Genomic DNA, 25,577 nt, shown 5'->3' with positions numbered 1-25,577 from the left:
GCCTCCGTCCCGCTCCCGCCCCGCCCTCGCCCCGCCCGGTGGAGACGGAACGGTGACGGGCCCCTCCTAGCGTCCGAAGGGCGGAACGCACGGCGGCCCGGCACCGCGAACGGCGCACGCCCGCGCTCCGCCGACGACCGAGAACCGTCCTCGTCCGGAAAGCGAGAGCACAGATGTTCCGACACACCCAGCGGCTGCAGTTCGACGCCAAGCCCGAGAAGCCGGACCCGGTCTACGCCCACAAGCTCCAGGAACTCGTCGGCGGCGCGTACGGCGAGATGACCGTGATGGTCCAGTACATGTTCCAGGGCTGGAACTGCCGCGTCAAAGGCAAGTACAAGGACATGATCATGGACGTGGCCACCGAGGAGATCGGCCACGTCGAGATGCTCGCCACCATGATCGCCCGCCTGATGGAGGGCGCCCCCGCCACCGCCACCACCCAGGTCGCCGTCTCCGACCCCGCCGTGGGCGCCGTCATGGGCGGCATGGACCCGCAGCAGGCGATCATCGCGGGCGGCGCCGCGCTCCCGTCGGACAGCAACGGCTACCCCTGGAACGGGCGTTACGCGACGGCCAGCGGCAACCTGCTGGCCGACTTCTACGCCAACGTCGCCGCCGAGGCGCAGAGCCGGCTCCAGACCGCGCGGCTGTACAACATGACCGACGACCCCGGCGTGAAGGACATGCTCCGCTTCAACCTCGCCCGGGACACCTACCACCAGAACCTGTGGCTCGCGGCCATCGAGCAGCTCCGCGAGGACAACCTGGAGGACGTCGTCGTCCCCGGCAGCCTCGCGGACGAGGAGCACCGCGAGCACGCCGCGGCCCTGTGGCACCTCTCCGACGGCGAGGCCGCCGCCGCGGGCCTGTGGGCGTCCGGCCCGACCCCGGACGGCGACCACGAGTTCGGCGTGCTCGCCGACGCCCAGCCCCTGGGCGACAAGGCGTCGCCCCCGCCCCCCGACCCCAAGCTGTTCGCCACCTACGACGGCAGCATGGGGGACCCCAAGAGCCCGGCGCTGGGCACCGAGACCGGTCTGAAGGGCAAGCTCAGGAACGCGCTCTCGCCCGACGAGTGAGGCGGCCGCGGGCCCTTCCCGGCGCGGGAGGGGCCCGCCCGTCCGCCGACCCGTCCGCCCGCCCGGAGGAAGCGAGAAGACCATGGGCACACGCACGGGCACACGGGATTCCGCACGGGATCCCTCGCAGGGCCCCGCACGGGATTCCGCACAGAGCCCCGCACGGGACTCCGCACCGGATTCCGCACGGGGGACGGCGAGCGGGGCGGCCCCGGCGGCGGCCGTCCGGGGGCGCCCCCGCCCCGTCACCATGACGCTCCTGGCCCTGTACGCCGCGGCGGCGGCCGTCGGCCTGGTCGCCGGCGGAACGGCCGAGCGCCTGTCGGCACTCGCCCTGCTCGCCGCCGTCGTCCTCAGGCCGGTGCCATACCTCCGCGCGGCGCGGGAGACGCGTGGAGCACGGGGGACGCGGTCGGTGCGGAAGGCACGGGGGGACGTCCCGCCGGCCGCCGCCCGGACCCGGGCAGCGGGGAGCGGAGGGGCGTCCGATGCTTGACCCCCGTCAGCACCAGAAGGCTCCCCCGCCCGCACCGCCGTCCGCCGCCTTGGACCCGGCCCCGCCCCCGGCCCCCGCCGCGACGGGCACGGACACCGTTCAGCGCCCGGACCGCCCGGACCGCCCGGACACCGGCGCGGAGCGGTGGACGGGCCCGCGGCGGCACCCCGGCCCGTGGGCCGTGGCCGCGATGCTCGGCCCGGCGTTCGTGGTGTCGGTGGCCTACGTCGACCCGGGGAACTTCGCCACCAACATGACCGCGGGCGCCCGCTACGGCACCCTGCTGCTGTGGGTGATCGCCCTGGCCAACGTGGTGGCGATCTTCGTCCAGTACCTGGCCTGCAAGGTCGGCGTCGCCACCGGCCGCGACCTGCCGGAGCTGTGCCGCGAGCACACCCCCCGGCCGCTGTGCCGGGTGCTGTGGGTCCAGGCCGAACTGGTGGCCATGGCCACCGACCTGGCCGAGTTCGTCGGCGGCGCGGTGGCCCTGTACCTGCTGTTCGGCATCCCCCTGGTGCCCGCCGCGTTCATCGTCGGGGCCGCGTCCCTGGTGCTGCTGACGCTCGCCCCCGAGGGCAGGCGGCGCTTCGAGTTGGTGATCACCGGCTTCCTGCTGGTCATCCTCGCCGGGTTCCTCTACCAGAGCCTGCGGACCGGCTCCTGGAGCGGGGCGTTCGGCGGCCTGCGGCCCAGGTTCGCCGACACGCGGAGCATCCTGCTGACCACCGGCATGGTCGGGGCCACGGTGATGCCGCACGTGATCTACCTCCACTCCTCCCTGAGCCGCCGGTACGGCCGCACCTCGCCGGAACGCAAACGGCTGGTGCTGCGTGCGAACCGCACGGCGATCCTCGTCGCCCTGGGCACCGCGGGCGTGGTCAACGCGACCATGCTCACCGTCGCCGCCGCGGCCTTCCACGGGGAGGGGTCCCCGGGATCCGCCGCCCACGAGACCCTCGAACAGTTCCACCACGGCCTGGGGGCCGCGATCGGCCCCGGCGCGGCGCTGGCGTTCGCGCTGGCCCTGCTGGCGTCGGGCCTGGCCTCGTCGGGCGTCGGGACCTACGCGGGGCAGGTCATCATGCGGGGCTTCCTGCGGCGCCGGATCCCGCTGACGCTGCGGCGCCTGATCACGATGGGCCCGCCCCTGACCGTGCTCGCCCTGGGCGTCGACCCCACCCAGGCGCTGGTGCTCAGCCAGGTGGTGCTCTCCTTCGGCATCCCCTTCGCCCTGATCCCGCTGGTCGTCTTCACCGCGCGGCGACGCGTCATGGGCGCCCTGGTGAACCGCCCCGTCACCACCGTCCTGGGCACGGCCGCGGCCGCGGCGATCACCGGCCTCAACCTCTTCCTGGTCCAGGACGTGCTCCTGGGCTGAGCCCCGGCCCCGTCCACGACGGGGCCGGGGCACCTCACGGGGAACGCCCTGCAGGGGCCGGCACGGGGACGATCACACTGCCGTTCACGGAACGGTCCGGAGGGAATTCCCCGGAAGGGGAACGAATCGCGGGCGAATACGCCGGACATCCCCTGCCGCCGCGGCTCGCGCCGGCTGCCTCCCGGCCATCTCACCTCCGCTCTCCTCGTCCCGCCTTTCGCGAATACCGGGAAAAGAAACGGGACGACGGTCCACCCGTCGAATTCCAGTGCCACGGCCACCTGATACGGCACGTCCCCGACGGGGATCACCGAACTCGCGAACGCACTTCCGGAGAATGCCGCGGCGGCCCGCGGGCGCACATGCGCGTCGGCGGATCCGGACCGTCACCCCGAATTCCGGGGTACGGGGCCGGACGCCGGCGTCCGTTCGGCGTCAGGGATGCATCCGGGCGCCCTTGACGATCCGGTCCACCGCGTTGCGGGGCCCGTACACGGCCAGCCCCACCAGATCGAGCCGGCCCCCGGGGACGGCACGCACGGCGGCCCGGTTGTCGCGGTCGTTGCCGGTGGCGAACAGGTCGGAGGTGAAGACCGACATCGGCACACCGCGGTCGAGGGCGCGCTTGTGGGAGTCGGTCAGCGACTCCTTCGTCCCCTCGAACACGAGAACGGGCTGGCGGAACATCGGCAGGTACTCCGTTCCGTCCGCGTCCGCATAGGGCTCCCCGATCACCTCGGGCGCCTTCGTGCCGATGCCGCTGACCAGAAAGGAGGTCACATTCAGCCGCTGCCAGGTCAGGAGGTCGTCGCGCAGAATCACCGCGATCTTCGTGTCGAAACGAACAGCCTTGTTTTCCGATCCCATGGCCCGGATTCTTCCCCAGCCCACCAGGACACGTCTTGTACGATCTTTGCATGGTTGCTCGCGCGGACATCAAGGCATGGAGCCCGGCCGTGGCGGGAATTTCCGAGGTCTTCCACGCGCACATAACCGGCCATGCGTATCCGATGCACACACACGCGACATGGGCGCTGCTCATCGTCGACAGGGGAATGGTGAGGTACGACCTCCACCGCCACCGACGCGGAGCCCTGAAACAGGTCGTTACGCTCCTGCCGCCGCACGTACCGCACAACGGGTGCCAGGTCACGCCCGAGGGATTCCGCAAAAGGGTGCTCTACCTGGATTCCTCGCTGCTGGACGACGGTCTCGCCGGACTCGCCGTGGACCGTCCGTCCATCGACGACCCCGTGCTGCGGCACCGGATCCACCTGCTCCACCTGTCCCTGGCCCGCCCCGGGGACGAGCTGGAGGCGGAGAGCCGGCTGGCGCTCGTCACCGAGCGGCTGCGGCGGCACCTGGAACGCAGGTTCGAGCCGGGGAGCACCGTGGAGGACCCCTGCCTCGCCGAACGGCTGCGGGACCTGCTGGACGCGCGGTTCACGGAGGGCGTCTCCCTGCGGGAGGCCTCGGGCGTCCTGCATGCCCACCCCGCCCATCTGGTCCGGACGTTCGGCCGGAGGTTCGGGATGAGCCCGCACCAGTACCTGATCGGCCGCCGGGTCGACCTCGCCCGCGGGATGCTCCTCGACGGCGTCCCTCCCCGTGCGGTGGCGGCGTCCACCGGGTTCTACGACCAGTCGCACTTCACCCGGCACTTCACGAAGGTGATCGGAACGAGTCCGGGACGCTACGCGCGGAGCGGACCGCCCGCCGAGCCCGCCGGGACGCCGGTCCGGGAGACGCGGAAGCGCCCCGGCCGGAGGAGCCCGGCCGGGGCGCTTCCGCGGGCCGGCGGGGACTCCTCGCCGGCCCGGGCGGTAGGCCGTGTGGGACTCGAACCCACAACCAATGGATTAAAAGTTCGAACCTGATCGTGCCGCCGGGTGATGCCCGGTGACGATCCCTCACTCTCCCGCAGGTCAGCGGGCTAGGGCTCCTCCGCCCGGTGCCGCTCTGTGTCGGCCCTCTACGGCGCGTCCGTGACCACTCGTGTGACCACGTGACCACCGCGCCGCCGACACGCAGCGGCGCCGCCCGGTGCAGCCACACCGGCACGGCGCCTTGATCCGAACCCCTTCCGATCAAGGAGTCCGAACCCATGCACGACCGTACCTCTAACTACTCCGACTGGGCCGCCGACGCCGCCCAGCAGACGCAGGACGAGATGGCGCAGCAGCGCATCGACTCCGCGCAGCAGGCCGCCGCCGCGGCCGAGGCCGCCCGTCAGCAGGCCGCCCAGCAGCAGAGCGGCGGTGCCCGATGACCGCCCACGAGATCCCCGCCCCGATGCGCGCGCTGCTGGCCGCTGTGCTGGAGGCCATCGACCTGCCGTACCCGGCCACCGTCGGCGACTCCGAGCGGTACCACGATGTCCTCGAACGGCGCGTCGCTCACGTCGCGATTGCGCTGCGGGGCGTCCTGCACGACCGGCCCCTGATGGGGTCCGAGTGGGAGGCCGAGTACCTGCGCGAGCGGCTGGCCGAGCACCCCCCGACCGGCTACCGGCATGTGGGCGGTGAGGGCCAGTGAACGCCCTGAGCAGCGGCCAGAAGGCCGTCTTCGGCATCGCCGGGGCCCTGATGCTCGCCACCGCCGGGATCGGCGCCTACGGCACCTACACCAACATCCGCGTCGAGTTCGGCAACGGCGCGACCGCCGCGGGCATGGTGGCCGCCGGCGAGGGGGCGACGCTGGTGCTCGCCCTGGTGATGGTCGGCGTCACCCTGCTGGGGCAGGCCGCGCCCGCCCCGGTCCGCGTCGGGCTGTGGCTGGCCCCGGTGGTCGCCTCGGTGGTGGGGCTGGCGGTCGCCGACGACGGCACCGAGGCCGTGATCTACGGCGTCTCGCCGATGGGCATGGTCGTGGCCGCCGAGGGGCTGGGCTTCCTGGCCCGGCGGATCGTGGTCTACCGCACCGGCATCGACGCCGAGGCGATGCGCCGCAACGCCGAAGCGGTGCAGCGGCTCGCGTACCACCGGGCGGTGGCCGACGGGCATCCGGACGAGAAGACCCGCCGCAGGGCCGAGCTGGCCGCGTGGAAGCTGGCCCGGCGGGTCGGGGTCGGGGACATCGCCCTGGGCGAGCGGCTGGTGGCGGTGCAGCGGGAGCGGCTGACCGAGGGCGCCGACGTGGCGCTGGCGGGCATGTTCGGCGCCGCCCCGGCGCTGCCGCCGGCCGAGGAGCCGCGGCCCGCCGCCGAGCCCGAGGTGACCGTCTCCCGGGCCGACCGGGACGAGCCCGAGGTGGTCATCCCGGCGGTGCGGCCGGACGCCTTCCGGCCCATCGCGTGGCCGCCCGAGGTGACCGCCGAGGAGCGGGCCGAGGTGACCGCCGCCGTACCGGCCGCCGCCCGCCGCCAGGTGGTCACCGAGGTGGTCACCCTCACCCCGGCCGAACTGCGCAAACGCGCCCGCGCGCTGCACCGGGAGGCGGTCAGGTCGACCGGGCGGCCGGTGACCATCACCAGGCTCCGCGAGGAGCTGGGGCTGTCCCGCCGGGACGCCACCGAGCTGCGCCGCGAAATCGTCGAGGGGGAGCGGTCATGAGCGAGCACGTCCACCACGCCGACTGCGGCTGCTACAGCCCGCACGGCAACCTGCCGGTGCACCAGCCCACCCCGCTCGCCCCCGAGGCGCACAACGCCGGTCAGGTCCCCCAGGTGGTGCACGTCCACCAGGCGCCGCCGGACCGCACCGTGCAGCGGGTCGCCCTCGGGGCCGGCATCGGCGGCGGGATGACCGCCGGGGCGGTGTACTTCGGCCCGCTGCTGACCGCCGCCCTGACCTCCATGGCCATCTCCCTGGCCGTCGTCGCCCTGGTTGTCGTCGTCTCCGCGTGGGCCGTCGTCACGGTCGTCCGCTCGGTGGGCGGCCCCGAGGGCCAGGCCGCGGCGAAGGCCATCGGCAAGGCACGCAAGCGCCGCTGACCGGCTGCCTGTCCTCGCCCGCCGGCCACCACGGCGGCGGGCGGGGGCGGGGAGCCGGGACAGCCCGCCCGGACCTCCATCCACCGACCACCCCCAACCGGAGAGAAGCCACCCCCGCCATGCGCGATTACTCCCACTACAACCCCGCGACAGCCGCCGCGTTCGAGCGGTCCGACGCCGCTCTCCGCAACGACGACCACGCCGAGGCCGCCCGCGAGTTCGCCCGCGGCCTGGCCCTCGCCTCACCCGAGGAACAGCACCGAATCACCGCCGCGGTGCACCGCACCACCACTCACTGACCAGGAAGGAACCCCTGTCATGGCCCATGAGCCGAAGCTGACCGCCACCGAGAAGGCGAAGGTCGCGCTGCTGATCGCCCGGATGGCGAAGCGGTGCGCGATCTCCGAGGACATCGACCGCAGCGACCTTGAGCGGCAGGTCGACCGCATCATCGACCGCGCCCGCGAGCGCGAGGAGAAGGCCGCGAAGAACGGCCAGTGAAGCCCCGGGGCGGCCGGACAGGCCTGCCAGCGACGTCGGCCGCCCCGGGTCCTCCCAGAGTCCGTAGAACCCCAGGAAGGATCCATGATGACCGACTCCACCATCACCCCGCCGCCCGCGGTCAACGGGCACGACGCGCAGGTGTCGCTGCTCAAGCCGGTGCCGGTCCAGCCCGTCCCCGAGCCGCGGCCGGCGCCCGCCCCCGCCGACGCCGCCCAGGACGTCGAGGACATCGAGGACATCGGCGAGCGGCCGGTGGCCGTCGACCCGCCCGACCTGCCCGCCCCGGGCATCCACGAGGAGAAGCGCCGCCCCATCATCCCCGCGTGGCTGCGCAGCAAGGCCGACGCGCTGGCCACCGCCAAGCACGCCGCCGGCCGGGCCGGATACGCCACCGCCTACCACGGCATCCGACTGCCCTGGTACAGCGCGCAGCTCGCCGCCATGGCCCCGCGCGGCGCCGCCCGCCTGATCCGGGAGACGGGCCGCTGGATCTGGGACCGGGAGGCCGCGCCGCTGCGCGCGGCCGCGGTGCGCGCCGAGGACGCCGAGGAGTACATGCGGCTGGCCAAGCTGCGCGCCGACCGGGTGCGGCTGCGCGGCCTGGTCGTCGCCGTCGCCGCGGTGTTCGGCACCGCCTTCGCCGCCGCCCTGTACGTCCTCGCCCCCGGGTGGCTGTACGCCGCCGCCTCGGTGGCCGTCCTCGCCCTCGGCTGGGCGGGCCAGCCCAAGGACGCCCCGGTCATCGGCCCGGCCGTGCTCAGGACGGAAGTGCAGAAGCTCACCAGCGACATCGTGCTGCGCGGCCTGGACGCCATCGGCAACGCCAAGATCAGCGCCGCCATCAAGAAGGGCGGCGACATGAACGGGCTGCGGTTCGTCGCCCCCATCACCCGCGACGGGCCCGGCTACCGCGCCGATCTGGACCTGCCCTACGGCGTCACCCCCGAGGACATCATGGAGGCCCGCAAGCCGCTCGCCTCCGGCCTGCGCCGCAAGCTGGGCTGCGTGTGGCCCGCGCCCGACCCGGACGAGCACGAGGGGCGGCTCGTGCTGTGGGTCGGCGACAAGCCGATGAACGAGACCACCAAGCCCGCGTGGCCGCTCGCGAAGGCCGGCACCGTCGACCTCTTCAAGCCGGTCGTGTTCGGCAACGACCAGCGCATGCGCGAGGTCAGCGTCACCCTGATGTTCGCCTCGGTCGTCGTCGGCTCCATCCCGCGCATGGGCAAGACGTTCCTCATGCGGCTGCTGCTGCTCATCGCCGCCCTCGACCCGCGGGCCGAGATCCACGCCTTCGACTTCAAGGGCACCGGCGACTTCGGCGCCCTGGAACCGGTCTGCCACCGCTACCGGGCCGGCGAGGAAGACGAGGACATCGCCTACGTCCTCGCCGCCCTGCGCGAGCTGAAAGACGAGCTGCGCCGCCGCGCGAAGGTCATCAAGGGGTTGCCGCGGAAGGTGTGCCCGGAGTCCAAGGTGACGTCCACGCTCGCCGGCGACAAGCGGCTGCGGCTGCACCCCATCGTGGTCGGCCTGGACGAATGCCAAGTCGCCTTCGAGCACGAGACGCACGGCGCGGAGATCGAATCCATCTGCACCGACCTGGTCAAGCGCGGCCCGGCGCTCGGCATCGTGGCGATGTTCGGCACCCAACGCCCGGACGCCAAGTCCCTGCCCACCGGCATCTCCTCCAACGCCGTCCTGCGGTTCTGCCTGAAGGTGATGGGCCAGCCCGCCAACGACATGGTGCTCGGCACCTCGATGTACAAGGCCGGCTACCGGGCCACCATGTTCTCCCGCTCCGACCGCGGCATCTGCTGGATGGCCGGCGAGGGCGACGAGCCCCGCATCGTCTCCAGCGCGTTCGTCGACGCCCCCGCCGCCGAACGCATCGTGACCCGAGCCCGGAAGATGCGCGAGGAGTACGGCAACATCACCGGCCACGCCATCGGCGAAGGCCCCGACGACCCCGGGGCCGACTTCGACATCCTCGCCGACGTCCTGGCCGTCATCCCGGCCGACGAAGAGGCGGTGTGGAACGAGCGGATCGCCGCCCGGCTCGCCGACCGCCGCCCCGACGTCTACGACGGGTGGACCGGGGCCCAGGTGACCGCCGCCCTCAAGCCCCACGGCGTCGCCACCGCCCAGGTGTGGGGCACCACCGACGACGGCGAGGGCAAGAACCGGCGCGGCATCAAGCGCGCCGACGTGGCCGCCGCCATCACCGCCCGTGACGGAAAGAAGGCCGCGGGCTGACCGCGCAGAGGTGCTAGGTCTAGCGGCCCGCGCTGCTAGGTCTAGCACCTCTACTAGCGGCCCATCCGTCCACTGACCAGCGATCTAGTTCCTAGCAGCACACCAGCACGAACCCGCGGAATCCCGCCCACAGAAGGAGCCGAGACACCGATGATCGCCGCTAGCCTCGCCATTCTGCTCTGGCTCGTCGCTTACGCAGCGTTGTGCGCCTCCCAGCCGTTCACCCCGGCCGGGAAGCTGCGTCTCGGACGCCGCGCCTACAACGCGCTGCGCCGCATCGACCGCGACGGCCGCCGCTGACACTACGCCTGTAGTAGCCCACAGAAGCCACGCGAACGGCCCCGGACCGGGAAGGGTCCGGGGCCGCTGTACGCCTGCGAGAAGGCCGCTCAGGCAGCCGGAGCGGGATCGCTGGCCACCAGCGTCCGGGCCGCCATCTGTTCGGCGTACTTCGCCTCCATGGCGTTGGACATCCGGGCCATCGAGTCGACCATGCCCGCGGCCTCGGCCCGCAGTCCCTTGAACGTCACTTCGAGCCCGGGCTCGACCGTGGCCAGGTCGAGAACGGCCCGCAGCGCCGCGCCTTCCTGGCCTCCCACCTTCTCTGCCATAGCCATGTCGATGGTGCGCAGCACCGGCGCCGGGTCGAACTCCTCCCCGGTCTGCCCGTAGGCGTTCCGCAGGCCGGGCTTCCGCTTCACCTGCGCGGCCAGGTAGGTGGGCAGCTCGGCCCGCAGCGCCCGCAGCGTGTCGACGTCAGCCGAGGCGATGACCTCGGCCGGGGTACGGCCGGCCTCCAGCAGCGACCGCGCCCGCTCCCACGCCTTGCTCTGCCGCATCTCGGCGAGGAGCTGCTCGTTGGCGTTCCCGGCCGGTGCGGTGGCCTCCTGAGCGACCCGGCGGATGGTGTCGGCCGCCTGCTTCGCCTCGGCCTCCAGCCGGTCGAGCGCGGCAGCCAGCTTCGCGCGGGCCTGGTCGAGCATCTCCTTCCGCCGGGCCTGGAGCCCTTCGTCGTTCAGGTGCGGATCGGTGAAGGTCCGCGCCGCCTGTTCGGCGTCGGCGAAGTCCTGCCGCAGCCGCGGAATGCGTTCCTGCCGGATCGTGCGCAGCGTGTGCAGCGCGTTGTAGGCGTCGGTGCTGGTGGGTCCGAACAGATGCATGGTTCTCCTCCTACAGTCAGGCGGTGGCTCGGCGCTCGGCGAGGGTGTCGAGCGCTTCGGTCAGGTGGCGTGGGCAGGCCCGGATCGTGGGCTCGCTGGAGTTCAGGAAGCCGCCCAGTGGCCAGACGGCGACGACGTTGAACCGGCGGTCGTCGTTGTGGTCGTGGCGGCCGGAGCAGCGATTGATGGTCGACGGGACGGGCTCGGCGACCAGGCGCAGCGCTGCGTCCAGGCAGCGCGGGCAGACGTGTGCGTACGGGCCTTCAAGGACGGTCCGGGTGAGGTTGCGGGGCTCGCCGCAGACGCAGCAGCGGGCCCGCAGTGTGCCAGGCCATACGCGGCGGGCGATGAGACTCGGTTCCGTGGTCGGCATGTGATCTCCCGAGGGTTGAGATTTGCAGCGGTGGGAGAGGGTGCGAGGGGGCGACCGTGCTGCGGTCGAGAAGCCGTTCGGGACCGTGTTCCAGCGGATTTGGTATCCGCTGGGCGGCGCTCCGCTACTGGTCGTCGGTGGGGTGCTCACTTGGTGGTCACGCTCCCGGAGCGCCGTCGCCCGGGTCTATCAGCAGTGCGGAGACCACGTGCGGCCAGTCAGCCGGGTACCACACGTACCGTTCCACGGCCGCGGGAAAGCGGTCGGTGTCCGGCTGACGGTCTTCGCGGCGCCGGCCGGTCCGCAGCCACACGGCGAGGATGCGGTCACCGCGCACCAGCAGTAGGCCCGGGTCGAAAGCGCGCTTGTTCCGCCGCGCCTGTTCGTACACCTGCCAGCCATGGCGGCGAGCCTGACTGATGACGCGCTCGTTCCACTTGATCTGTTCGGGGCCGAGGATCATGACGTGCCTTTCTGCGGGGTGGTCTCCCGCGTGCGCGCGTGCACGCGAGGCGGGTGGAACCGGATGCGAGCGGGAAGGTGCACGTTTCCCCCCCTCTAGGGGGGGTGGAAAACGTGCACCTAGGCTCCGTGCGGTGCGTGCGCCTGTGCGTGCACCTGTGGCCTGTGGGTTTGTGTTGTGCGTGCACCTGTCGTGCGGTGCGTGCGGGGTGCACGTCGAAGGGGCTGCGTGCACCTGTGCGTGCACCCCGCGGGCCGTCACGGGAATTCCGGGGCGGCGAGTCGGTAGGTGGTCGATCCGCCCGGGTCGGCGGCCGGGATGCGGAGCAACGCGCCGCTCTCGGTGAGGCGTTCGAGACGGCGGCGGGCCTTCTCCTTCTGCGGGCGGGTGGCCTTCTTCGTCTCGAAGATGGCTTGAGCAGCCTCGGCCGCGGTGAGGCCGCGGGCTCCCGTGGCGCGCACCAGGGCGAGGAGATCCACGGCGTGCGAGACGGTCGTTAGCCCTGCCGCGTGGTCGTGGGAGAGGTGGAACGGGCCGACTTCGTCCATGGGCTGTTTCAGGTGCCGGAAGGACACGATCGGGTCGCCGGCCTCGCCCCACAGCAGGATCACGGAGCCAGCGCCCGAGGTGATCCAGGTTGAGCCGTAGATGTCCGCCATGGTGTTGGGCGCCGCGCCGTTCGGCCCGCGCTTGATCAGGTGGTGCAGCTCCAGCACCTGCACTCCGTTGGCGAGCGCCTTTTGGCGGGCTCGGTTGTACCCGGCGCCCACTTGGTCTTCGGACAGGCCGACTGCGGCGTCCTTGAGGGAGTCGATGACGACCGTGTCGGCTCCGGCCCTGTCGCACATGGCGGCGAGGATGTCCGTGCGCTGGGCGAGGTCGAATGGCGGCGGTCCCTGCCACACGATCAGGTGCTCGTTGAGGTAGGCGGGATCGTCGCGGCCGAAGATGCGGTGGCCAGCCCGGCGGGTCTGAGAGGGCCGGTCCATGGCCAGCAGCAGGACGCGCCGGCCCGGCGTCACGGGGAAGCCGAGGACGTCCTCTTGCAGCCCGATACGGGCTCGGATGATCTGATGGGCGAGCGTGGTCTTCCCGACGCCCTGCGGGGCGGCGATGAGCAGCGCCTCGCCCTCGGCCCACAGGACTTCGCTGCCCGCGCCCCACACGGCGGGCGGGGCGTCCGGTACATCGTGGAAGAACGCCGCGCCCGGGGTGAAGCGAGATGCTGCTTCGGGCTGTTCCTGGGGCGGGTACGGGCCTTGCAACAGAGCCACCGCCGGGTCGAGCGGCGGGCGCCCGTCCGGCGGTGCCTCTGCTTCGTAGTACGTGGTCAAGCTGCTGTCTCCTGACCGGGCAGGGTGCTGTGCGGAAGGTCGGTCTGCTGGCCGTCGATGCAGTGGCGCCACCAGCCGGGGCGGCCGGGGATGGCCACGGGCCACCCGGGCACGGCCCTGACCGGGCGGACGGGTCCGTACCGGCGACGGAAGGCCTGTTCGGTGTTCGTCGGCCGGCGGGCGAGCATCGGGGCGAGGCGACGGGCTTGGTCGTCAGCGTCGGCGGTGACGACGGCGAACCAGCGCTCGGGGTCCTCTTCGAGGAGCTGGTCGAGCCAGGCCGTACGGGCGGTGTGGCGTCGCCACTGTTCGGCGGCGGTGATGATGGCCGCGGCCCGTCGCGGGTCGGCGGCACGGAGCCGGGCCCACGCCGGGCTGCCGTACTCGGGGGCGGGCTCGTTCTGCTCACCGAGTAGGGCGGTGACCTGGGCGGACGCCCACAGGGCCGTGGGGTCGGCGGTGAAGTCGGGTTCGGTGGTCGTCACCGGCCGCCTCCCTTCGTGGCGAAGCGGTAGCGGACCTCCCAGAGCTGCCAACCGCAGGCGAGGCACCGCCGGGCCTCGGCCCGCACTTCGGCCGTAGTGAGGCCGTAGGGGTTGCTGCTCAGCAGCCGCAGATGCGGGGAGGGCCCCCGCCCGGTGCTGTGCACCAGGCGGAGGCCACGGGAGCGGGGACGGTCGGTCACGCGCGGGCTCCGGTCTTCTCCTCGTGGGCCCGCTCCAGCAGCTCCAGCACCGTGTCCAGGTCCGCCTGGGCGGTGTCGAGGGTGACGTGCAGCCCGCTGTCGTCCTGGCGCTCGACTCGCAGCGGCTCGCCGTCGGGGAGCGGGGCGAGGGCGAGGGAGCCGCCGACGGAGATGACCAGGCCGGCGGGGACGTCGTGGCGGCGGCCGAGCTCCAGCCGGAGCATCGCCTCGGCGACCGCGGGGTTGACCTGCTTCGGGTCGTAGGCGGCGCGGATCGGCGTGCTGTCGTCCTTGAAGATGACGTAGATGCCTTCGGAGAGGGTGGCCTGCTCCAGCAGGACGGGCGGCAGGGTGTCTGCCTTCTGGGTGGCGATGAGCGGCGCGTCGGCGCTGGTGGTCCGCTGGGCGGGAAGGGCGTTACGCTTCACTTGAAGCTCCTTTCGACGGCGGCGCACACGGGTGGTCGAGACCCGCGCCGCCGTTCGGCTGTTCAGGAATGGATGGGTGCTTCCGGCCCCCGGCAACAGGCGTTGGTCCGCCTGCTGGGGGCCGCTCGGGTTTCAGGCCTCGGTGTCCGGCTCGACACCGAGCACGCGGAGCAGGTCGGCAGTGATCACGCGGTAGGCGTTGCCGAGCCGCAGCACCTTGCACGGGTACTCGCCTCGCTTGACCAGCGCGTATCCGGTCGTCCGGCCGATACCGAACGCCTTGTTGCCGATCTCCAGCGGCGCGCTGGCAGGCAGCTTGAGCAGCTCTTCGCGAGTGAGGCCGCGCCGAGCGGTGGTGGTGTACGAGGGCATGATTCCTCCGTTGCGTTGCATCCTGCACTCAATGGAGTGCAGAACTACAAGCAAGAAGGTACGCCGCCACTCGACACAGTGCAACCCTGTGCGGTAGCTTGTCGATGTGCACCCCAGCCTTAGTGATGTCGTCGCCGCCGAAGTGCGAAAGCACCGGGAACGCCTGGGTATGACCCGGGAAGACCTCGCCGCCCGGTGTGCCGCTATCGGCTACCCGGAACTGTCATACGCCGCGATCACCAACATCGAGACCGGCCGCAAGCACAAGGAGACCGGCAAACGTCGGCGAGAGGTCACAGTCGATGAGCTGATGGTCCTCGGCTACGCGCTGGCCGTGCCGCCCCTGCTGCTGGCCTTCCCTGTGGGCACACTGGACGATGTCCCAGTCCCGCCCCACAACAACCTGCTGTCCACCTACTTCGCTTGGCGATGGGCAGCCGGCCACGAAGTGCCCGGCGTCCGCACGGAAGACGGACGCATCGCGGAAGCTGGCGGGCCGCTCGGACAGTACGAGGACATCGTGGACGCCTGGAGGGCGGCTGCGTACCCGCTGGAGCTGTACATGGAGCACCAGGCCGCGGCCGACGCGCTACGTGTGGCGATCCGCGAACAGAACTTCGCGCGCCGCGGGTACGGCGAGGAATCGGAGGAGCACCGGGCAGCGAACGCAGCTCGCTTGGATGCTTTCCGCGCCCTCGCCAAGGTGCTGAACAAGATGATGCGTGAGGGAGTCCAGGTGCCAGCCTTCACACCCGATTGGGCCGAGGAGCTCAAGTCGCTGGACATCCTCGACCGTCCCGAGGCTCTGCCGGTCCTCATGCCGGACGGAAAAATCGTTCGAGGGGGTGCTGAGGCATGAAGGGCTCGGTCTACAAGCGGTGCAAGTGCCCGGTGACCTACGACGCCAAGGGCAACCGGCGGAACTGCCGCAAGGATCACGGCGCGTGGTACTACGTCGCCGACGCCGGCCGGGACGAGACGGGCAAGCGCCGGCAGGTCCGCAAGGGCGGGTTCCGCACCGCGGCCGAGGCCGAGGCCGCGCTTACCGAGCTGCTGGCCCGGGTCGGCGAGGGCACGTACACCCACGACGACGGCCAAACGGTCGCGCAGTGGCTCGCCACATGGCTGGAGACGAAGGAGCGGGCCGGCCTGCGCCCGTCGACGCTGCGCGCCTACCGGCACCACATCGAGGACTACCTCGTTCCCCAGCTCGGTCGCCTGCGGCTGCGGGATCTGCGCCCGTCGCACGTCGACCAGCTCCTTACCGCGCTGGACAACGGCGAGCGGAAGGCGGCGACCATCCGCCGGGTGCACGCGACGCTGCGCAGCGCCCTGTCCACGGCCGTGCGGCGCCGCCTGGTCACCTTCAACGCGGCCAAGGACGTGGAGCTGCCGAAGGCGCAGCGGCCGAAGGTGAAGCCGTGGGAGCCTGCCGAGCTGGGCGCGTTCCTGGATCACATCGGCACGCACCGCCTCGGGGCGCTGTTCGAGGTCATCGCCGGTACCGGGATGCGCCGCGGCGAGGCCATCGGGCTGCGCTGGGAGGACGTCGACCTGGCCCGCCGGGTGATCGTGGTCCGGCAGCAGATCGTGCAGGAGTCGGGGCGGAAGAAGAACAAGCTCGCGCCGGCGCCGTGCCAGTACTGCGAGGCCGGGCACCTGGGCATGTCCTTCGGCAAGCCGAAGACCGCGTCCGGTGAGGACCGCGTCATCGATCTGGACGAGGGGACGGTGGGCGCGCTGCTGGCGCACCGGATGCGGCAGGACGCCGAGCGGGAGCAGTGGGGCGAGGCGTACAAGGATCACGGGCTCGTGTTCGCCCGCGAGGACGGGAGCCCGCTCCGGCCGGACGACGTGACGAAGCTGTTCGGCGCCCTGGTCGATGAGGCTGGGCTGCGCCGGGTGCGGCTGCACGACCTGCGGCATGGGCAGGCGTCGCTCATGCTCGCGGCCGGCGTCGACCTCGCCATCGTCTCGAAGCGCCTCGGGCACTCCTCTATCTCGATCACGTCGGACACCTACTCGCACCTGCTGGCCGGTGTCGGACGGGACGCTGCGGAGCGCGCTTCGGCGCTGGTTCCGCGGTCCCGGAAGACGGCCCCGGCTGCGCCGGCCGAGGACGTGTGTGACCACTCTGTGACCACCCCGCCTACGGATTCCGCCGACGAAGCGGCCCCGGAGACGACGGAACCCCCGTTGACGCAGGTCAACGAGGGTTCCAACCCCGAGGGTTCCGGTAGGCCGTGTGGGACTCGAACCCACAACCAATGGATTAAAAGTCCACTGCTCTGCCAATTGAGCTAACGGCCCGCCCACGAAGCATAGCCCGGAGTCGGGCCGTGCTTCGAAGGCATTGGGGACATTGCGCGCGGCGCGACGGCCGGTGGGGTTACGGAGCCCCGCCGCGCCTCCGCCGGGCGGCGTCTCCGGCCTCCGCCGCCCCCGGGCCGGCGTCGCCCCGCACCCGTCGGCCGGTCCGGCGACCCTCGTCCGCGGACGGGCCGAGGGCCCGTTCCTGAACGGGAGTTCGGAACGGGCCCTCGGGTGTCCGGGGTGCCGGGGCGTCAGCCGTTGCGCTTCCAGCGCGGCTTGTCGGCCCGGCGGTCGTACCCGCGGTCACCTCGGTGGTCGTCGCGGCGGTGGTCGTCGCGGTGGCCGAAGGGGCGGCGGTCGTCACGGCGGTCCCGGTTGAACGGGCGGCGGTCGTCGCGGTCGCGGTGGCCGAAGTCACGGCGGTCGCTGTCGCGGCGCTCACCGTCGCGGCGGAAGCCGCCCCGGTCGTCGCGGCGCTCGTACGGACGGCCGCCACCGCGGTGGTCGCCACCGCGGTGGTCGCCGCCGCGGTGGTCGCCGCCGCGGTAACCGTCCCGGCGGTCGTCACGGTCCCGGTTGAATGAACGCCGGTCGTCCCGGTCCCGGTTGAACGGGCGGCGGTCATCACGGTCGCGGTCGCGGTTGAACGGACGCCGGTCGTCCCGGTCCCGGTCCCGGCGGTCGTACGACCTCTCCTCGCGCTCCCGCCGCGCCTCGGCCTCCGCCTCGGCAGCCGCGACCTCGGCGATGGCCTCCGCCGCCGCGGTGGCGGTCGCCTCGGCCACCGCGGCCACGGCGGCCTCGGGGTCCTCGCCCCGCTCGCGGGCGGCACGGGCCGACAGGCGGTCGGCCTCCTCGCGGAGTTCGGCGGCACGGCGCTGCGCGCGCTCGAGCTGACGGGTGATCTCGGCCACCTCGCGCTCGGCCTGCTTGGCGGCGTTCAGAGCCGACTCGGCCTGGACCTCGGTCAGCGAGCGGGCGCCCGTGATCTCGACCACGTCGTCGTCGAAGGCGTCGCCGCGGCCGATGATGTGGCGCGAGGCGTCCACGCCCGCGTCCTCCATCAGCCGGAAGATCTGCCGCCGCTGGTGCGGCAGCGCCAGCGAGACGACCGTGCCGGAGCGGCCCGCGCGGGCGGTGCGGCCGGAGCGGTGCAGGTAGTCCTTGTGGTCGCCGGCCGGGTCCACGTTCAGCACCAGGTCGATGCCGTCGACGTGGATGCCGCGCGCGGCGACGTCGGTGGCGACCAGCACGTTGACGCGGCCGTCCTTGAAGTCGGCCAGCGTCCGGGTGCGGGCGCCCTGCGTCATGCCGCCGTGCAGCGCGTCCGCGCGCACGCCCGCCTCGCGGAGCTGCTCGGCCACGCGGTCGGCGCCCATCTGCGTGCGGACGAAGACGATGGTGCGGCCCTTGCGCGCGGCGATCGCGGCGGTGACCGGCGCCTTGTCGCGCGGCTTCACGATCAGCACGTGGTGGCTCATGGTGGTGACGGCGCCCTGGGCGGCGTCCACCTCGTGGCTGACGGGGTCGGCCAGGTAACGGCGGACCAGGGTGTCGATCTCGTTCTCCAGCGTGGCGGAGAACAGCATCCGCTGGCCGCCCTCGGGGAGCTGGTCGAGCAGCTCGGTGACCTCGGGGAGGAAGCCCAGGTCGGCCATCTGGTCGGCCTCGTCCAGGACGGCGATCCGCACGTCGTCCAGCGAGCAGGAGCCGCGGTTGATCAGGTCCCGCAGCCGGCCCGGGGTGGCGACGAGGATGTCCACGCCGCGCTCCAGGGCGCTGATCTGGTTGGCCATGGAGGTGCCGCCGCAGACGACCTTCAGCTTCAGGCCGAGGACGTCCCCGTAGGGCTGGAGGGCGTCGCTGACCTGCATGGCCAGCTCGCGGGTGGGGGTGAGGACGATGCCGCGGGGGTGCTTGCGCCGGGTCTGCCCGTCCGCCAGCCGGGCGAGCAGGGGCAGACCGAAGCTCAGCGTCTTGCCGGAGCCGGTGCGGCCGCGGCCGAGGACGTCCTTGCCCGCCAGCGCGTCCGGGATGGTCGCGGCCTGGATCGGGAAGGGGACGGTGACGCCGTTGTGCGCGAGCTTGCGGACGATCTCCCCGGGCAGTCCGAGGTCGGCGAACGTGGTCGTCTTCTCGTCCTCGGGCAGGATGACGTCAGGGGTGGTTACGGTCATGCGAGATGAAAACCTTCCGGAGTCATGGCACGCGCCCACGACTCCGTGTTTTCGCATACGACCGCCTCGATGCGGTCAGCCACGGCTCGGGTAAGGAACGCGCCACACGGCGCGCTGGAAATGGGCGCCGGGCAAATGGGATCAAACGATCTACCACCATACGGCCCAGTGGCCCCCCGCGCAAATCCCTTCCCCCGCAAGGACCTTGTGACAACGGTCACGGTCGGTCGGCGGACTCGCCGGACCGTCCGGCGGAGCCGTCCGGGACTCCGGCGCCGGGGAGGCCGGTGTCCGGGAGCACGGCACCGGGGAGGGCGGTCGCGGTGGGAAGGGCGGCCGCACCGGGGAGGGCCGCGCGGGGAGTGGACGCCGTCCCCGGGCCGTCCCGCGGGCCGTCCCGCGGGCCGCCCCGCGGGTCCTCCTCCGCGCCCGGGTCCGCCCCGCCGCCGCCCTCCCCGCCGCCGGCACCGCCTCCCGCGCCGCCGTCTCCGCCGCCGCCCCCTCCCCCGTCGCCTCCGGACGGGGTCGGGTCGGCGGGCGGGGCCGTGGGAGCCGGCGGCGGAGTGGAGTCACGCGTGGGGGGGACGGGCGGGGAGGGCCTGCCGCCGCCCCTGCCCGGACTCTGCGACGGCGACGGCCGCGCCGAGCGCGACGCGCCCGCGGACGGCGAGGAGGAGGGCGACGGCGAACCGGAGGACTCGCGCCCCTTCCCGTCACCGCCCTTCGCGTCCCCGCTCTCCCCCGGGCGCTTCCGGTCGCCGTCCCGCCCCGCGCTCCCACCGCGCGGCACCACCGCGCTCCCGGTCGGCACGCCGTCGGCGGCCCGGGACGCCTGGTGCCCGGCCGGCCGCCTCCCGGCGTCCTCCCCGTCGGGTGGCGGGCCGACCGTCATGCAGCCTCCGAGGGCCGCGACCAGCAGGGCGCCGGCCGCCGTGCGGACGCCCCCGCGCCCGGCGGTGCGGGCCGACGCGCGGGACGGGGTGCGGGACGGGGTGTGGGAAGCGGTGGGGTTGCGGCGCACGGGCGGCACCTCCGGATGCGAGGACTGAGGCGGGCCCACTGCCCAACTGCCATCAGCCCGACAGGTCACGCGCGACGGACAGACCCACCCAAACCGCCCCCAGGGCGACCACCGCGGTGCCCACCGCGTTCGCCAGCGCCGCCCGCACGTGGCCGCGCTCGGCCAGCCGCAGCGTCTCGTAGGAGAAGGTCGAGTACGTCGTCAGCGCGCCGCACAGCCCCGTGCCGAGCAGCGCCCCCGCCGCCGGCCCGGCCGCGCCCCAGGCGGCGCCGGCCACCAGGCCCAGCAGCAGACTGCCCGCGGCGTTGACGGTGAAGGTCCCCCACGGGAAGACCGACTCGTGCCGGGCCTGCACCGCCCGGTCCACCGCGTACCGCAGGCACGCCCCGGCCGCCCCGCCGAGCGCCACCAGCGGCCAGCCGGCCGCGCCGCCCGGGTCCGTCCAGCTCACCGCGCCACCGCCGCCCGGGTCGCCGCGGCAGCCGCCCACACGGCGCCGAGCGCGGCGGCGAGGGTGCCGCCCAGGTACGCCACGGCGGTGCCCGTCTCGCCCCGCTCCAGCAGCCGCACGGTGTCGAGCGCGTACGCGGAGTACGTGGTGAAGCCGCCCAGCACGCCCGCGCCGAGGAAGGGCCGCGCCAGGGGGTGCCGCACCCGTCCGTGCTCGCTCACCAGCACCATCAGCACGCCGATCAGCGCGCAGCCCACCGCGTTGGCGGCGAGGACCGCCCAGGGGAAGCCGCCCGGCGGCGCCGGCCAGGCGAGCGTGAGGCCGTGGCGGGCCGTCGCTCCCAGCGCCCCGCCCGCCGCGACGGCCGCGAGGACGGTCCGGGCACGGCCCCCGGAGGTCTCGGCGCGCTGGGCGGGCACCCGCAGGTCGACGTCCGGGTCGACGGGTTCCTCCCCCCGCGCCTCCACCCGACGCCCGCGGCTCACCCGTAGCCCAGGGCGTGCAACCGCTCGTCGTCGATGCCGAAGTGGTGGGCGATCTCGTGCACGACCGTGATCTCCACCTCCTCGACGACCATCTCCCGGTCGCCGCCGTCGCGCTCGCACATCCGCAGGGTGGGGCCGCGGTAGATGGTGATCCGGTCCGGCAGGACCCCCGCGTACCACTCGCCGCGCTCGGTCAGCGGCGTGCCCTCGTACAGCCCGAGCAGCTCGGGGTCCTCGGCGGGCGGCTCGTCCTCCACGAACACCGCCACGTTGTCCATGAGCCGCGTCAGCTCCGGAGGGATCCGGTCGAGCGCCTCGGCGACCAGTTCCTCGAACTCCTCGCGCGTCATCTCCAGCACGCGCCCATTGTCCGCCACGCCCCTCGGCCGCCGCACGGTCCCGGCACCGCGTGCCGGTCACCGCATGGCCGCCGCACGAGCAGGGCATATGGCACGTCATGAGCCGCGAACCACTTCGGCCGCTCCGGGCCGCCGCCCGCCGGGCCGCAGCCGTTCCCGGCGCTCTCCGGCACCGCCGCCGGGCACGCCGCACGGCGCCGGCGCCCTCCCTCGCCCGCACTCCCCGTCCCTGGGTCCGTGCGCTCGCGCTGGCCGCCGTCACGCTGCTGGGCGCCTGGCTCGGGCTGCTCGTCGTGGGCAGTGTGGAGGCGCCCGTGGGACCGGTGGACACCAGGATGTCGCTGCGCCCCTCGCCGGACGGGGGGACGGAGATCGACGTGCCGCCACTCGGCTCGCTCGAACTGGACAGCCACACCGCCCCGCTCGGCCTCGACGTCGACATCGACCAGCTCGACCCCGAGCGCGCCCGGGCCCTGGTGGACCACCCGGAGCGGATCAGCGGCCTGGAGGAGCAGATCTCCCGGGACGTCCAGGCCGGCGCGCGGGACCTGGCCGTGCGGTCCTGCGTGGCGGTGCTCGCCGGCGCCACGGCTCTCGGCCTGGCCGTCTACCGGCGGCCGCGGCCCGCGCTCGCGGCGGGCGGACTCGCCCTGACGCTGCTGGCCGCCTCCGGCGCGACGGCGTACGCGACGTGGAACCCCAAGTCGGTGCTGGAGCCGAGGTTCTCCGGGCTGCTGGCCGGCGCGCCGAGCGTGGTCGGCAACGCGCGCAGCATCGTCACCGAGTTCGACGTCTACCAGCAGGAGCTGGCCCGGCTGGTGACCAACGTCACCAAGCTCTACGACGCCACCTCCACCCTGCCCACCTACCGGCCCGACCCGGGCACCATCCGGGTGCTGCACGTCTCCGACATCCACCTCAACCCGGCCGCGTGGCACATCATCGCGTCCCTGGTCGAGCAGTACGGCATCGACGTGATCGTCGACACGGGCGACACCATGGACCACGGCACCGCCGCCGAGAACGGCTTCCTCGACCCCGTCGAGGACCTGGAGGCGCCCTACGTGTGGGTGCGCGGCAACCACGACTCGGAGACCACCCAGGAGTACCTGGAGGACCTGGAGAACACCCACGTCCTGGACGAGGGCGAGTCGGTCGTCGTGGACGGCGTGCGGATCGCGGGCACCGGCGACCCGCAGTTCACCCCGGACCGCTCGGTGGTCGCCGAGGGCGACGAGTCCGAACGCTCCGCCGGGCGCGAACTGGCCGGGGCGATCCGCGAGAGCGCGGCCAGGGGCGAGCCGGTGCACATCGCGGCGGCGCACAACCCGATCGCGGCCCAGCAGACGGACGGCAGCGTGCCGCTGGTCCTCTCCGGCCACGTCCACCGCCGCGAGACGCGGGTGATGGAGGACGGCACCCGGCTGATGATCGTGGGCTCCACGGGCGGCGGCGGCCTGCGGGCCGTGGAGGGCGACGAGCCCCAGCAGGTCATGGCCACCGTGCTCTACCTGGACCAGGACACCAAGCGGCTCCAGGCGTGGGACGAGATCACCCTCGGCGGCCTGGGCCTGACGACGGCCGAGGTCAGCCGCCACCTCCCGGAAGAGGTGGAGCCCGGCGGAACCCCCTCCCCCGACCCGTCCCCCGACTCCTCCCCGTCACCCTCCGGCACCCCCTCGGGCCGGCCGTCCGAGGAGCCTTCCGACTAGCCCCGGCCGGGGCACGGGCGGCCCCTTTCGGGCCCCGGCCGGGACACCCCCGGAAAACGGTTTTGGCGAACCGTCCTCCCATCCCATATGCTTCTCACGTCCCCGACGCGCTGAGAGGCGCCCAGGTGGGCCATCAGCCCTCATCGTCTAGTGGCCCAGGACGCCGCCCTTTCAAGGCGGTAGCACGGGTTCGAATCCCGTTGGGGGCACGCACCACCCTGTGCGAGACTAGTGCTCGTACAAGCTTGGTCCTGTGGAGCAGTTTGGAGTGCTCGCCACCCTGTCAAGGTGGAGGCCGCGGGTTCAAATCCCGTCAGGACCGCTGCGGCTGGGTAGCTCAGTTGGTACGAGCGTCCGCCTGAAAAGCGGAAGGTCGCCGGTTCGACCCCGGCCCCAGCCACCGCAGGAGAAGCCCCCGTGCGAGTCCGCTCGCCGGGGGCTTCTCCGTGCTCGGACGCCCTCAGCCGGGGCGCTCCACCACTTCCGGGAGCCGCGCCCCCGTCCGCCCGGCGGCCCTCATGACCGCCTCCCGCCGTTCCAGGGCCGCGTGGCAGCCGCACGCACAGACCGGGTGGACGAGTCCCTCGACAGGCCTCGCCGGCGGTTCGTCCCACCAGGTCGTCGGACACGTGGCGGTGATGAGCCCCAACGGCGAGGACGCCGTATCCGTCTGGACCCGGCAGAGCGGGGAGAGCCAGGAGCGCGTGGCCGCACAGGCCCGGCTCCCCGCCGGGCCCGCGCTCCTGCCTTCCTCCCGCTCCGCCCCGGCGTCCGCCGACGGCGTGAACCCATGCCCGCCATGGGCCTCCCCCGGGAAAAACTCGTAGGGTTCCTCCCATGGTGGTTGCGACTGTCCGCGAGTGGCGCGACGAGGAAGGGTGGGGCGTGCTCGACTCCCCCGAGACTCCTGGTGGATGTTGGGGCCACTACTCCCACATCCAGATGGAAGGGTTCCGCACGCTGTCACCGGGACAGCGAGTGGACCTCCAGTGGGAAGCCCCCGGGCAGGACGGGTACGCCTACCGAGCGGTGAACATCGTCCCTCGGCCGGCCTGACATCGGCGACGGCGCACGCCCACGATCCTCCGCGGCTCGTCCTGCCCCCCGCACCCTTCAGTGCGGCATGCGGTGGCGTTCGGCTGATCGAACTTGTAAGGCGGTGGCCAGGTCGAATCCTCCATGCGTCGACCGCGCCGTCGCCGGACGCGGCCGAGGAGCGGCCGGACGCCGCCCGCGCCCTGATGCCGGGTCACCGGCTCAACGGCTGAGGCGCGGGCGACGGGTCAGGAGATCCACGTCAGCACGGTGTCGCCGTCCCGGGCCGCGGCGGTGAAGAAGAGGCGCAGGTCCTCGTAGTGGTGGCGGACGTAGTCCAGGGCGTCCGCGCCGTCCCGCTCCCAGATGACCGTGGGGTAGACGTCGGCGCGCGTCATCTCCTCGGCGCGCAGGTCGCGGACGAGTGCGTCGAACGGCAGTTCCGCCAGGGCCCCGGCCGCCGTGGCCACCTCGTCCGGGCCGAGGCGGAGGGGCGGGGTGCAGCCCCAGTCGGGAGCGCCGGGGAGCGGCTCGTCGCACAGGACGATGTCGAGGGGGAACCCGGCGCGGTCCAGCAGGAACTGGAGGGCGTGCCAGGTCTTGTCCACGTCCAGGAAGCGGGCCCGCCCGGCGGGTGTCGCCGCCCGCCACTCGGTCTCGGCCGTCTCCAGGACGAAGCCGTGCGCCCACTCCGGGTCGGCGTGGGCCCGCTCGTACTCGGCCGGGGTGAGGCGCGCGTAGTTTCCGGTCATCCCCATGCCGCGGATGCTAGGGGCGTCCACCGACAGCCAGGTGTGCTCGGGCGCTTCGCGGAGCAGGTCGAGCACCTCCCGCGCCTCCCCGGCGGTCCCGGGGTGCGGGTGGCGGGCCGCGATGCGGGCGAGACGGGGGCGCAGGGTGGGCAGCCACTCGGCGATCACCCGCGGAGCGCCGTCGTCGTACCACCAGAACCTGAGGTCGTCCCGGAGGAGGTCGTCCGTCCACCGGCGGGCGAGGCGGACGAGGCCGGTGTCCGCGTCGGGGCCGGGGAGGCGGGCCAGGTGCTCCAGCCACGGCTCCGGGCCGTCCGTGGCGCAGGCGATCCCCTCCACCAGCTCGGTCGCCGGGTACGGGGAGCCGCCGCCGGTCAGGGCGGTGGTCAGCAGGGCGCGGAAGGCCCGTTCGACGGCGGTGCGCTCGTCCTCGGGCCAGGTTGGCAGGTCCGCGCCGTGCGGGCCGAGCCGGCTCAGCTCCCTGGCGTGGTCGAAGCTGCCGCCGTCCGGCCCCCAGTGGCGCAGGGCGCGGGGCATCAGGCGGCGCCACAGGACGGGGTACTGGTCCGGCATCCAGTGGCCGGGCGTCTTGTGCATGAAGTGCAGGAACAGGTCGTCCGGTACGGCGTCGGGGGCGCCCCCGAGCAGGAGCAGCTCCTCCTCGGGACGGCAGAAGGCGCAGCCGCGCACCGGTCCGCGGAGGGCGGGCGGCGGGGTGAAGGCCCGGTCCGCCCCGGCGAGCGCCTCCCGCCACAGTGCCCGCGGGCCGGGAACGGATTCGGACACGGTGCCTCCTCCCTGCGCTTCCCG

General features: G+C 73.2%; 29 protein-coding genes, 4 tRNA genes and 1 pseudogene. 19 read left to right on the top strand and 15 right to left on the bottom strand.

Annotated features, from left to right (window positions below; translation table 11 throughout):
- The first annotated feature begins 173 nt into the window (after positions 1-173).
- Together ABD358_RS19720 and ABD358_RS19715 are read left to right on the top strand one after the other, a co-directional pair.
- Positions 174-1,082 (top strand): manganese catalase, encoded by a 909-nt coding sequence (locus ABD358_RS19720; RefSeq protein WP_344632400.1) that lies wholly within the window; start codon positions 174-176, stop codon positions 1,080-1,082.
- Positions 1,083-1,570: 488 nt separating this feature from the next.
- Entirely contained in the window at positions 1,571-2,956 is a 1,386-nt protein-coding gene (locus tag ABD358_RS19715; protein WP_344632399.1) for an Nramp family divalent metal transporter, read from the top strand.
- A gap of 435 nt (positions 2,957-3,391) precedes the next feature.
- On the opposite strand, the gene ABD358_RS19710 is transcribed toward ABD358_RS19715, so the two are convergent.
- Entirely contained in the window at positions 3,392-3,823 is a 432-nt protein-coding gene (locus ABD358_RS19710) for a DUF2000 family protein (RefSeq protein ID WP_344632398.1), read from the bottom strand.
- Positions 3,824-3,873: 50 nt separating this feature from the next.
- Between ABD358_RS19710 and ABD358_RS19705 the strand changes: the two genes are divergently transcribed.
- The 9 genes from ABD358_RS19705 (at position 3,874) to ABD358_RS19665 (ending at position 9,947) form a co-directional block, all read left to right on the top strand.
- Positions 3,874-4,833 (top strand): helix-turn-helix domain-containing protein, encoded by a 960-nt coding sequence (locus ABD358_RS19705; RefSeq protein ID WP_344632397.1) that lies wholly within the window; start codon positions 3,874-3,876, stop codon positions 4,831-4,833.
- 227 nt (positions 4,834-5,060) lie between these two features.
- Positions 5,061-5,225 carry a hypothetical protein gene (locus tag ABD358_RS19700; protein ID WP_344632396.1) on the top strand — a complete coding sequence of 55 codons (165 nt, stop codon included), beginning with the start codon at positions 5,061-5,063 and terminating at the stop codon, positions 5,223-5,225.
- Complete coding sequence (locus ABD358_RS19695) at positions 5,222-5,491, top strand: hypothetical protein (protein WP_344632395.1); 270 nt, start codon at positions 5,222-5,224, stop codon at positions 5,489-5,491. Before ABD358_RS19700 ends, ABD358_RS19695 begins: the two co-directional genes overlap by 4 nt.
- Positions 5,488-6,507, top strand: a complete 1,020-nt coding sequence (locus tag ABD358_RS19690) for a hypothetical protein (protein WP_344632394.1) — start codon at positions 5,488-5,490, stop codon at positions 6,505-6,507. The genes ABD358_RS19695 and ABD358_RS19690 overlap by 4 nt, the downstream gene beginning before the upstream one ends.
- Entirely contained in the window at positions 6,504-6,887 is a 384-nt protein-coding gene (locus ABD358_RS19685) for a DUF6251 family protein (RefSeq protein ID WP_344632393.1), read from the top strand. Before ABD358_RS19690 ends, ABD358_RS19685 begins: the two co-directional genes overlap by 4 nt.
- Positions 6,888-7,006: 119 nt before the next feature.
- Positions 7,007-7,186 (top strand): hypothetical protein, encoded by a 180-nt coding sequence (locus ABD358_RS19680; protein ID WP_344632392.1) that lies wholly within the window; start codon positions 7,007-7,009, stop codon positions 7,184-7,186.
- A gap of 19 nt (positions 7,187-7,205) precedes the next feature.
- Positions 7,206-7,388: a DUF6257 family protein gene (locus ABD358_RS19675; protein ID WP_344632391.1), complete on the top strand. Its 183-nt coding sequence runs from the start codon at positions 7,206-7,208 to the stop codon at positions 7,386-7,388.
- 87 nt (positions 7,389-7,475) lie between these two features.
- On the top strand, positions 7,476-9,647 hold the full coding sequence (locus tag ABD358_RS19670; RefSeq protein ID WP_344632390.1) for a cell division protein FtsK: 2,172 nt from the start codon (positions 7,476-7,478) through the stop codon (positions 9,645-9,647).
- A gap of 150 nt (positions 9,648-9,797) precedes the next feature.
- Positions 9,798-9,947 carry a hypothetical protein gene (locus ABD358_RS19665; RefSeq protein WP_344632389.1) on the top strand — a complete coding sequence of 50 codons (150 nt, stop codon included), beginning with the start codon at positions 9,798-9,800 and terminating at the stop codon, positions 9,945-9,947.
- A gap of 89 nt (positions 9,948-10,036) precedes the next feature.
- On the opposite strand, the gene ABD358_RS19660 is transcribed toward ABD358_RS19665, so the two are convergent.
- The 8 genes from ABD358_RS19660 to ABD358_RS19625 all read right to left on the bottom strand — a co-directional run bounded on the left by ABD358_RS19660 (position 10,037) and on the right by ABD358_RS19625 (position 14,483).
- A complete protein-coding gene (locus ABD358_RS19660; protein WP_344632388.1) occupies positions 10,037-10,807 on the bottom strand; it encodes a hypothetical protein in 771 nt (256 codons plus the stop codon).
- A 16-nt stretch (positions 10,808-10,823) separates the two neighbouring features.
- On the bottom strand, positions 10,824-11,180 hold the full coding sequence (locus ABD358_RS19655; protein ID WP_344632387.1) for a hypothetical protein: 357 nt from the start codon (positions 11,178-11,180) through the stop codon (positions 10,824-10,826).
- Positions 11,181-11,337: 157 nt separating this feature from the next.
- Positions 11,338-11,643 (bottom strand): hypothetical protein, encoded by a 306-nt coding sequence (locus ABD358_RS19650; protein WP_344632386.1) that lies wholly within the window; start codon positions 11,641-11,643, stop codon positions 11,338-11,340.
- A gap of 257 nt (positions 11,644-11,900) precedes the next feature.
- Positions 11,901-12,977 carry an AAA family ATPase gene (locus ABD358_RS19645; protein WP_344632385.1) on the bottom strand — a complete coding sequence of 359 codons (1,077 nt, stop codon included), beginning with the start codon at positions 12,975-12,977 and terminating at the stop codon, positions 11,901-11,903.
- Positions 12,974-13,462 (bottom strand): DUF2742 domain-containing protein, encoded by a 489-nt coding sequence (locus ABD358_RS19640; RefSeq protein ID WP_344632384.1) that lies wholly within the window; start codon positions 13,460-13,462, stop codon positions 12,974-12,976. Before ABD358_RS19640 ends, ABD358_RS19645 begins: the two co-directional genes overlap by 4 nt.
- On the bottom strand, positions 13,459-13,662 hold the full coding sequence (locus tag ABD358_RS19635) for a hypothetical protein (protein WP_344632383.1): 204 nt from the start codon (positions 13,660-13,662) through the stop codon (positions 13,459-13,461). Before ABD358_RS19635 ends, ABD358_RS19640 begins: the two co-directional genes overlap by 4 nt.
- Positions 13,659-14,090: a hypothetical protein gene (locus ABD358_RS19630; protein WP_344632382.1), complete on the bottom strand. Its 432-nt coding sequence runs from the start codon at positions 14,088-14,090 to the stop codon at positions 13,659-13,661. The genes ABD358_RS19635 and ABD358_RS19630 overlap by 4 nt, the downstream gene beginning before the upstream one ends.
- Before the next feature lie 132 nt (positions 14,091-14,222).
- Positions 14,223-14,483 (bottom strand): hypothetical protein, encoded by a 261-nt coding sequence (locus ABD358_RS19625; RefSeq protein WP_344632381.1) that lies wholly within the window; start codon positions 14,481-14,483, stop codon positions 14,223-14,225.
- Between the two features lie 85 nt (positions 14,484-14,568).
- Between ABD358_RS19625 and ABD358_RS19620 the strand changes: the two genes are divergently transcribed.
- Both ABD358_RS19620 and ABD358_RS28465 read left to right on the top strand, forming a co-directional pair.
- Positions 14,569-15,321 carry a helix-turn-helix domain-containing protein gene (locus tag ABD358_RS19620; RefSeq protein WP_344632380.1) on the top strand — a complete coding sequence of 251 codons (753 nt, stop codon included), beginning with the start codon at positions 14,569-14,571 and terminating at the stop codon, positions 15,319-15,321.
- Positions 15,318-16,481: pseudogene (locus tag ABD358_RS28465) on the top strand (tyrosine-type recombinase/integrase); the annotation flags it as partial. The gene ABD358_RS19620 and the pseudogene ABD358_RS28465, both read left to right, overlap by 4 nt.
- A gap of 218 nt (positions 16,482-16,699) precedes the next feature.
- On the opposite strand, the gene ABD358_RS19615 reads toward ABD358_RS28465, so the two are convergent.
- Both ABD358_RS19615 and ABD358_RS19610 read right to left on the bottom strand, forming a co-directional pair.
- Positions 16,700-16,772 (bottom strand) — tRNA-Lys (locus ABD358_RS19615).
- A 254-nt stretch (positions 16,773-17,026) separates the two neighbouring features.
- Complete coding sequence (locus tag ABD358_RS19610; protein ID WP_344632379.1) at positions 17,027-18,952, bottom strand: DEAD/DEAH box helicase; 1,926 nt, start codon at positions 18,950-18,952, stop codon at positions 17,027-17,029.
- Positions 18,953-19,527: 575 nt separating this feature from the next.
- Here ABD358_RS19610 and ABD358_RS19605 point away from each other — a divergent pair.
- Positions 19,528-20,001, top strand: a complete 474-nt coding sequence (locus ABD358_RS19605; protein ID WP_344632378.1) for a hypothetical protein — start codon at positions 19,528-19,530, stop codon at positions 19,999-20,001.
- A 24-nt stretch (positions 20,002-20,025) separates the two neighbouring features.
- On the opposite strand, the gene crcB is transcribed toward ABD358_RS19605, so the two are convergent.
- The 3 genes from crcB to ABD358_RS19590 are packed head-to-tail and all read right to left on the bottom strand — an operon-like array spanning position 20,026 to position 21,268.
- Positions 20,026-20,424 (bottom strand): fluoride efflux transporter CrcB, encoded by a 399-nt coding sequence (gene crcB, locus ABD358_RS19600; RefSeq protein WP_344632377.1) that lies wholly within the window; start codon positions 20,422-20,424, stop codon positions 20,026-20,028.
- Positions 20,421-20,909, bottom strand: a complete 489-nt coding sequence (locus ABD358_RS19595; protein WP_425576375.1) for a fluoride efflux transporter FluC — start codon at positions 20,907-20,909, stop codon at positions 20,421-20,423. The genes crcB and ABD358_RS19595 overlap by 4 nt, the downstream gene beginning before the upstream one ends.
- Positions 20,906-21,268, bottom strand: coding sequence for a metallopeptidase family protein (locus ABD358_RS19590; protein ID WP_344327321.1), 363 nt, complete (start codon positions 21,266-21,268; stop codon positions 20,906-20,908). Before ABD358_RS19590 ends, ABD358_RS19595 begins: the two co-directional genes overlap by 4 nt.
- Positions 21,269-21,366: 98 nt before the next feature.
- On the opposite strand from ABD358_RS19590, the gene ABD358_RS19585 reads away from it, so the two are divergent.
- The 5 genes from ABD358_RS19585 (at position 21,367) to ABD358_RS19565 (ending at position 24,036) form a co-directional block, all read left to right on the top strand.
- Positions 21,367-22,980: a metallophosphoesterase family protein gene (locus ABD358_RS19585; RefSeq protein ID WP_344632376.1), complete on the top strand. Its 1,614-nt coding sequence runs from the start codon at positions 21,367-21,369 to the stop codon at positions 22,978-22,980.
- A 136-nt stretch (positions 22,981-23,116) separates the two neighbouring features.
- A tRNA-Glu gene (locus tag ABD358_RS19580) sits at positions 23,117-23,189 on the top strand.
- Between the two features lie 38 nt (positions 23,190-23,227).
- A tRNA-Asp gene (locus tag ABD358_RS19575) sits at positions 23,228-23,302 on the top strand.
- A gap of 4 nt (positions 23,303-23,306) precedes the next feature.
- Positions 23,307-23,380: transfer RNA gene (locus ABD358_RS19570), tRNA-Phe, on the top strand.
- A gap of 437 nt (positions 23,381-23,817) precedes the next feature.
- A complete protein-coding gene (locus ABD358_RS19565) occupies positions 23,818-24,036 on the top strand; it encodes a cold-shock protein (protein ID WP_344632375.1) in 219 nt (72 codons plus the stop codon).
- 227 nt (positions 24,037-24,263) lie between these two features.
- Here ABD358_RS19565 and ABD358_RS19560 read toward each other — a convergent pair whose 3' ends face one another.
- Positions 24,264-25,553, bottom strand: coding sequence for a DUF1877 family protein (locus ABD358_RS19560; RefSeq protein ID WP_344632374.1), 1,290 nt, complete (start codon positions 25,551-25,553; stop codon positions 24,264-24,266).
- Positions 25,554-25,577 lie beyond the last annotated feature (24 nt).

Source organism: Streptomyces glaucosporus (genome assembly GCF_039533345.1).
Taxonomy (GTDB): domain Bacteria; phylum Actinomycetota; class Actinomycetes; order Streptomycetales; family Streptomycetaceae; genus Streptomyces; species Streptomyces glaucosporus.
This window is presented reverse-complemented; position numbering and strand designations above follow the sequence as displayed.

Excerpts from the sequence above, each read along its gene's own strand:
- ABD358_RS19720 (WP_344632400.1), top strand. The coding sequence starts at position 174 with ATGTTCCGACACACCCAGCGGCTGCAGTTCGACGCCAAGCCCGAGAAG.
- ABD358_RS19715 (WP_344632399.1), top strand. The coding sequence starts at position 1,571 with ATGCTTGACCCCCGTCAGCACCAGAAGGCTCCCCCGCCCGCACCGCCG.
- ABD358_RS19710 (WP_344632398.1), bottom strand. The coding sequence starts at position 3,823 with ATGGGATCGGAAAACAAGGCTGTTCGTTTCGACACGAAGATCGCGGTG.
- ABD358_RS19705 (WP_344632397.1), top strand. The coding sequence starts at position 3,874 with ATGGTTGCTCGCGCGGACATCAAGGCATGGAGCCCGGCCGTGGCGGGA.
- ABD358_RS19700 (WP_344632396.1), top strand. The coding sequence starts at position 5,061 with ATGCACGACCGTACCTCTAACTACTCCGACTGGGCCGCCGACGCCGCC.
- ABD358_RS19695 (WP_344632395.1), top strand. The coding sequence starts at position 5,222 with ATGACCGCCCACGAGATCCCCGCCCCGATGCGCGCGCTGCTGGCCGCT.
- ABD358_RS19685 (WP_344632393.1), top strand. The coding sequence starts at position 6,504 with ATGAGCGAGCACGTCCACCACGCCGACTGCGGCTGCTACAGCCCGCAC.
- ABD358_RS19680 (WP_344632392.1), top strand. The coding sequence starts at position 7,007 with ATGCGCGATTACTCCCACTACAACCCCGCGACAGCCGCCGCGTTCGAG.
- ABD358_RS19675 (WP_344632391.1), top strand. The coding sequence starts at position 7,206 with ATGGCCCATGAGCCGAAGCTGACCGCCACCGAGAAGGCGAAGGTCGCG.
- ABD358_RS19670 (WP_344632390.1), top strand. The coding sequence starts at position 7,476 with ATGACCGACTCCACCATCACCCCGCCGCCCGCGGTCAACGGGCACGAC.
- ABD358_RS19665 (WP_344632389.1), top strand. The coding sequence starts at position 9,798 with ATGATCGCCGCTAGCCTCGCCATTCTGCTCTGGCTCGTCGCTTACGCA.
- ABD358_RS19660 (WP_344632388.1), bottom strand. The coding sequence starts at position 10,807 with ATGCATCTGTTCGGACCCACCAGCACCGACGCCTACAACGCGCTGCAC.
- ABD358_RS19655 (WP_344632387.1), bottom strand. The coding sequence starts at position 11,180 with ATGCCGACCACGGAACCGAGTCTCATCGCCCGCCGCGTATGGCCTGGC.
- ABD358_RS19650 (WP_344632386.1), bottom strand. The coding sequence starts at position 11,643 with ATGATCCTCGGCCCCGAACAGATCAAGTGGAACGAGCGCGTCATCAGT.
- ABD358_RS19625 (WP_344632381.1), bottom strand. The coding sequence starts at position 14,483 with ATGCAACGCAACGGAGGAATCATGCCCTCGTACACCACCACCGCTCGG.
- ABD358_RS19610 (WP_344632379.1), bottom strand. The coding sequence starts at position 18,952 with ATGACCGTAACCACCCCTGACGTCATCCTGCCCGAGGACGAGAAGACG.
- ABD358_RS19585 (WP_344632376.1), top strand. The coding sequence starts at position 21,367 with ATGAGCCGCGAACCACTTCGGCCGCTCCGGGCCGCCGCCCGCCGGGCC.
- ABD358_RS19565 (WP_344632375.1), top strand. The coding sequence starts at position 23,818 with ATGGTGGTTGCGACTGTCCGCGAGTGGCGCGACGAGGAAGGGTGGGGC.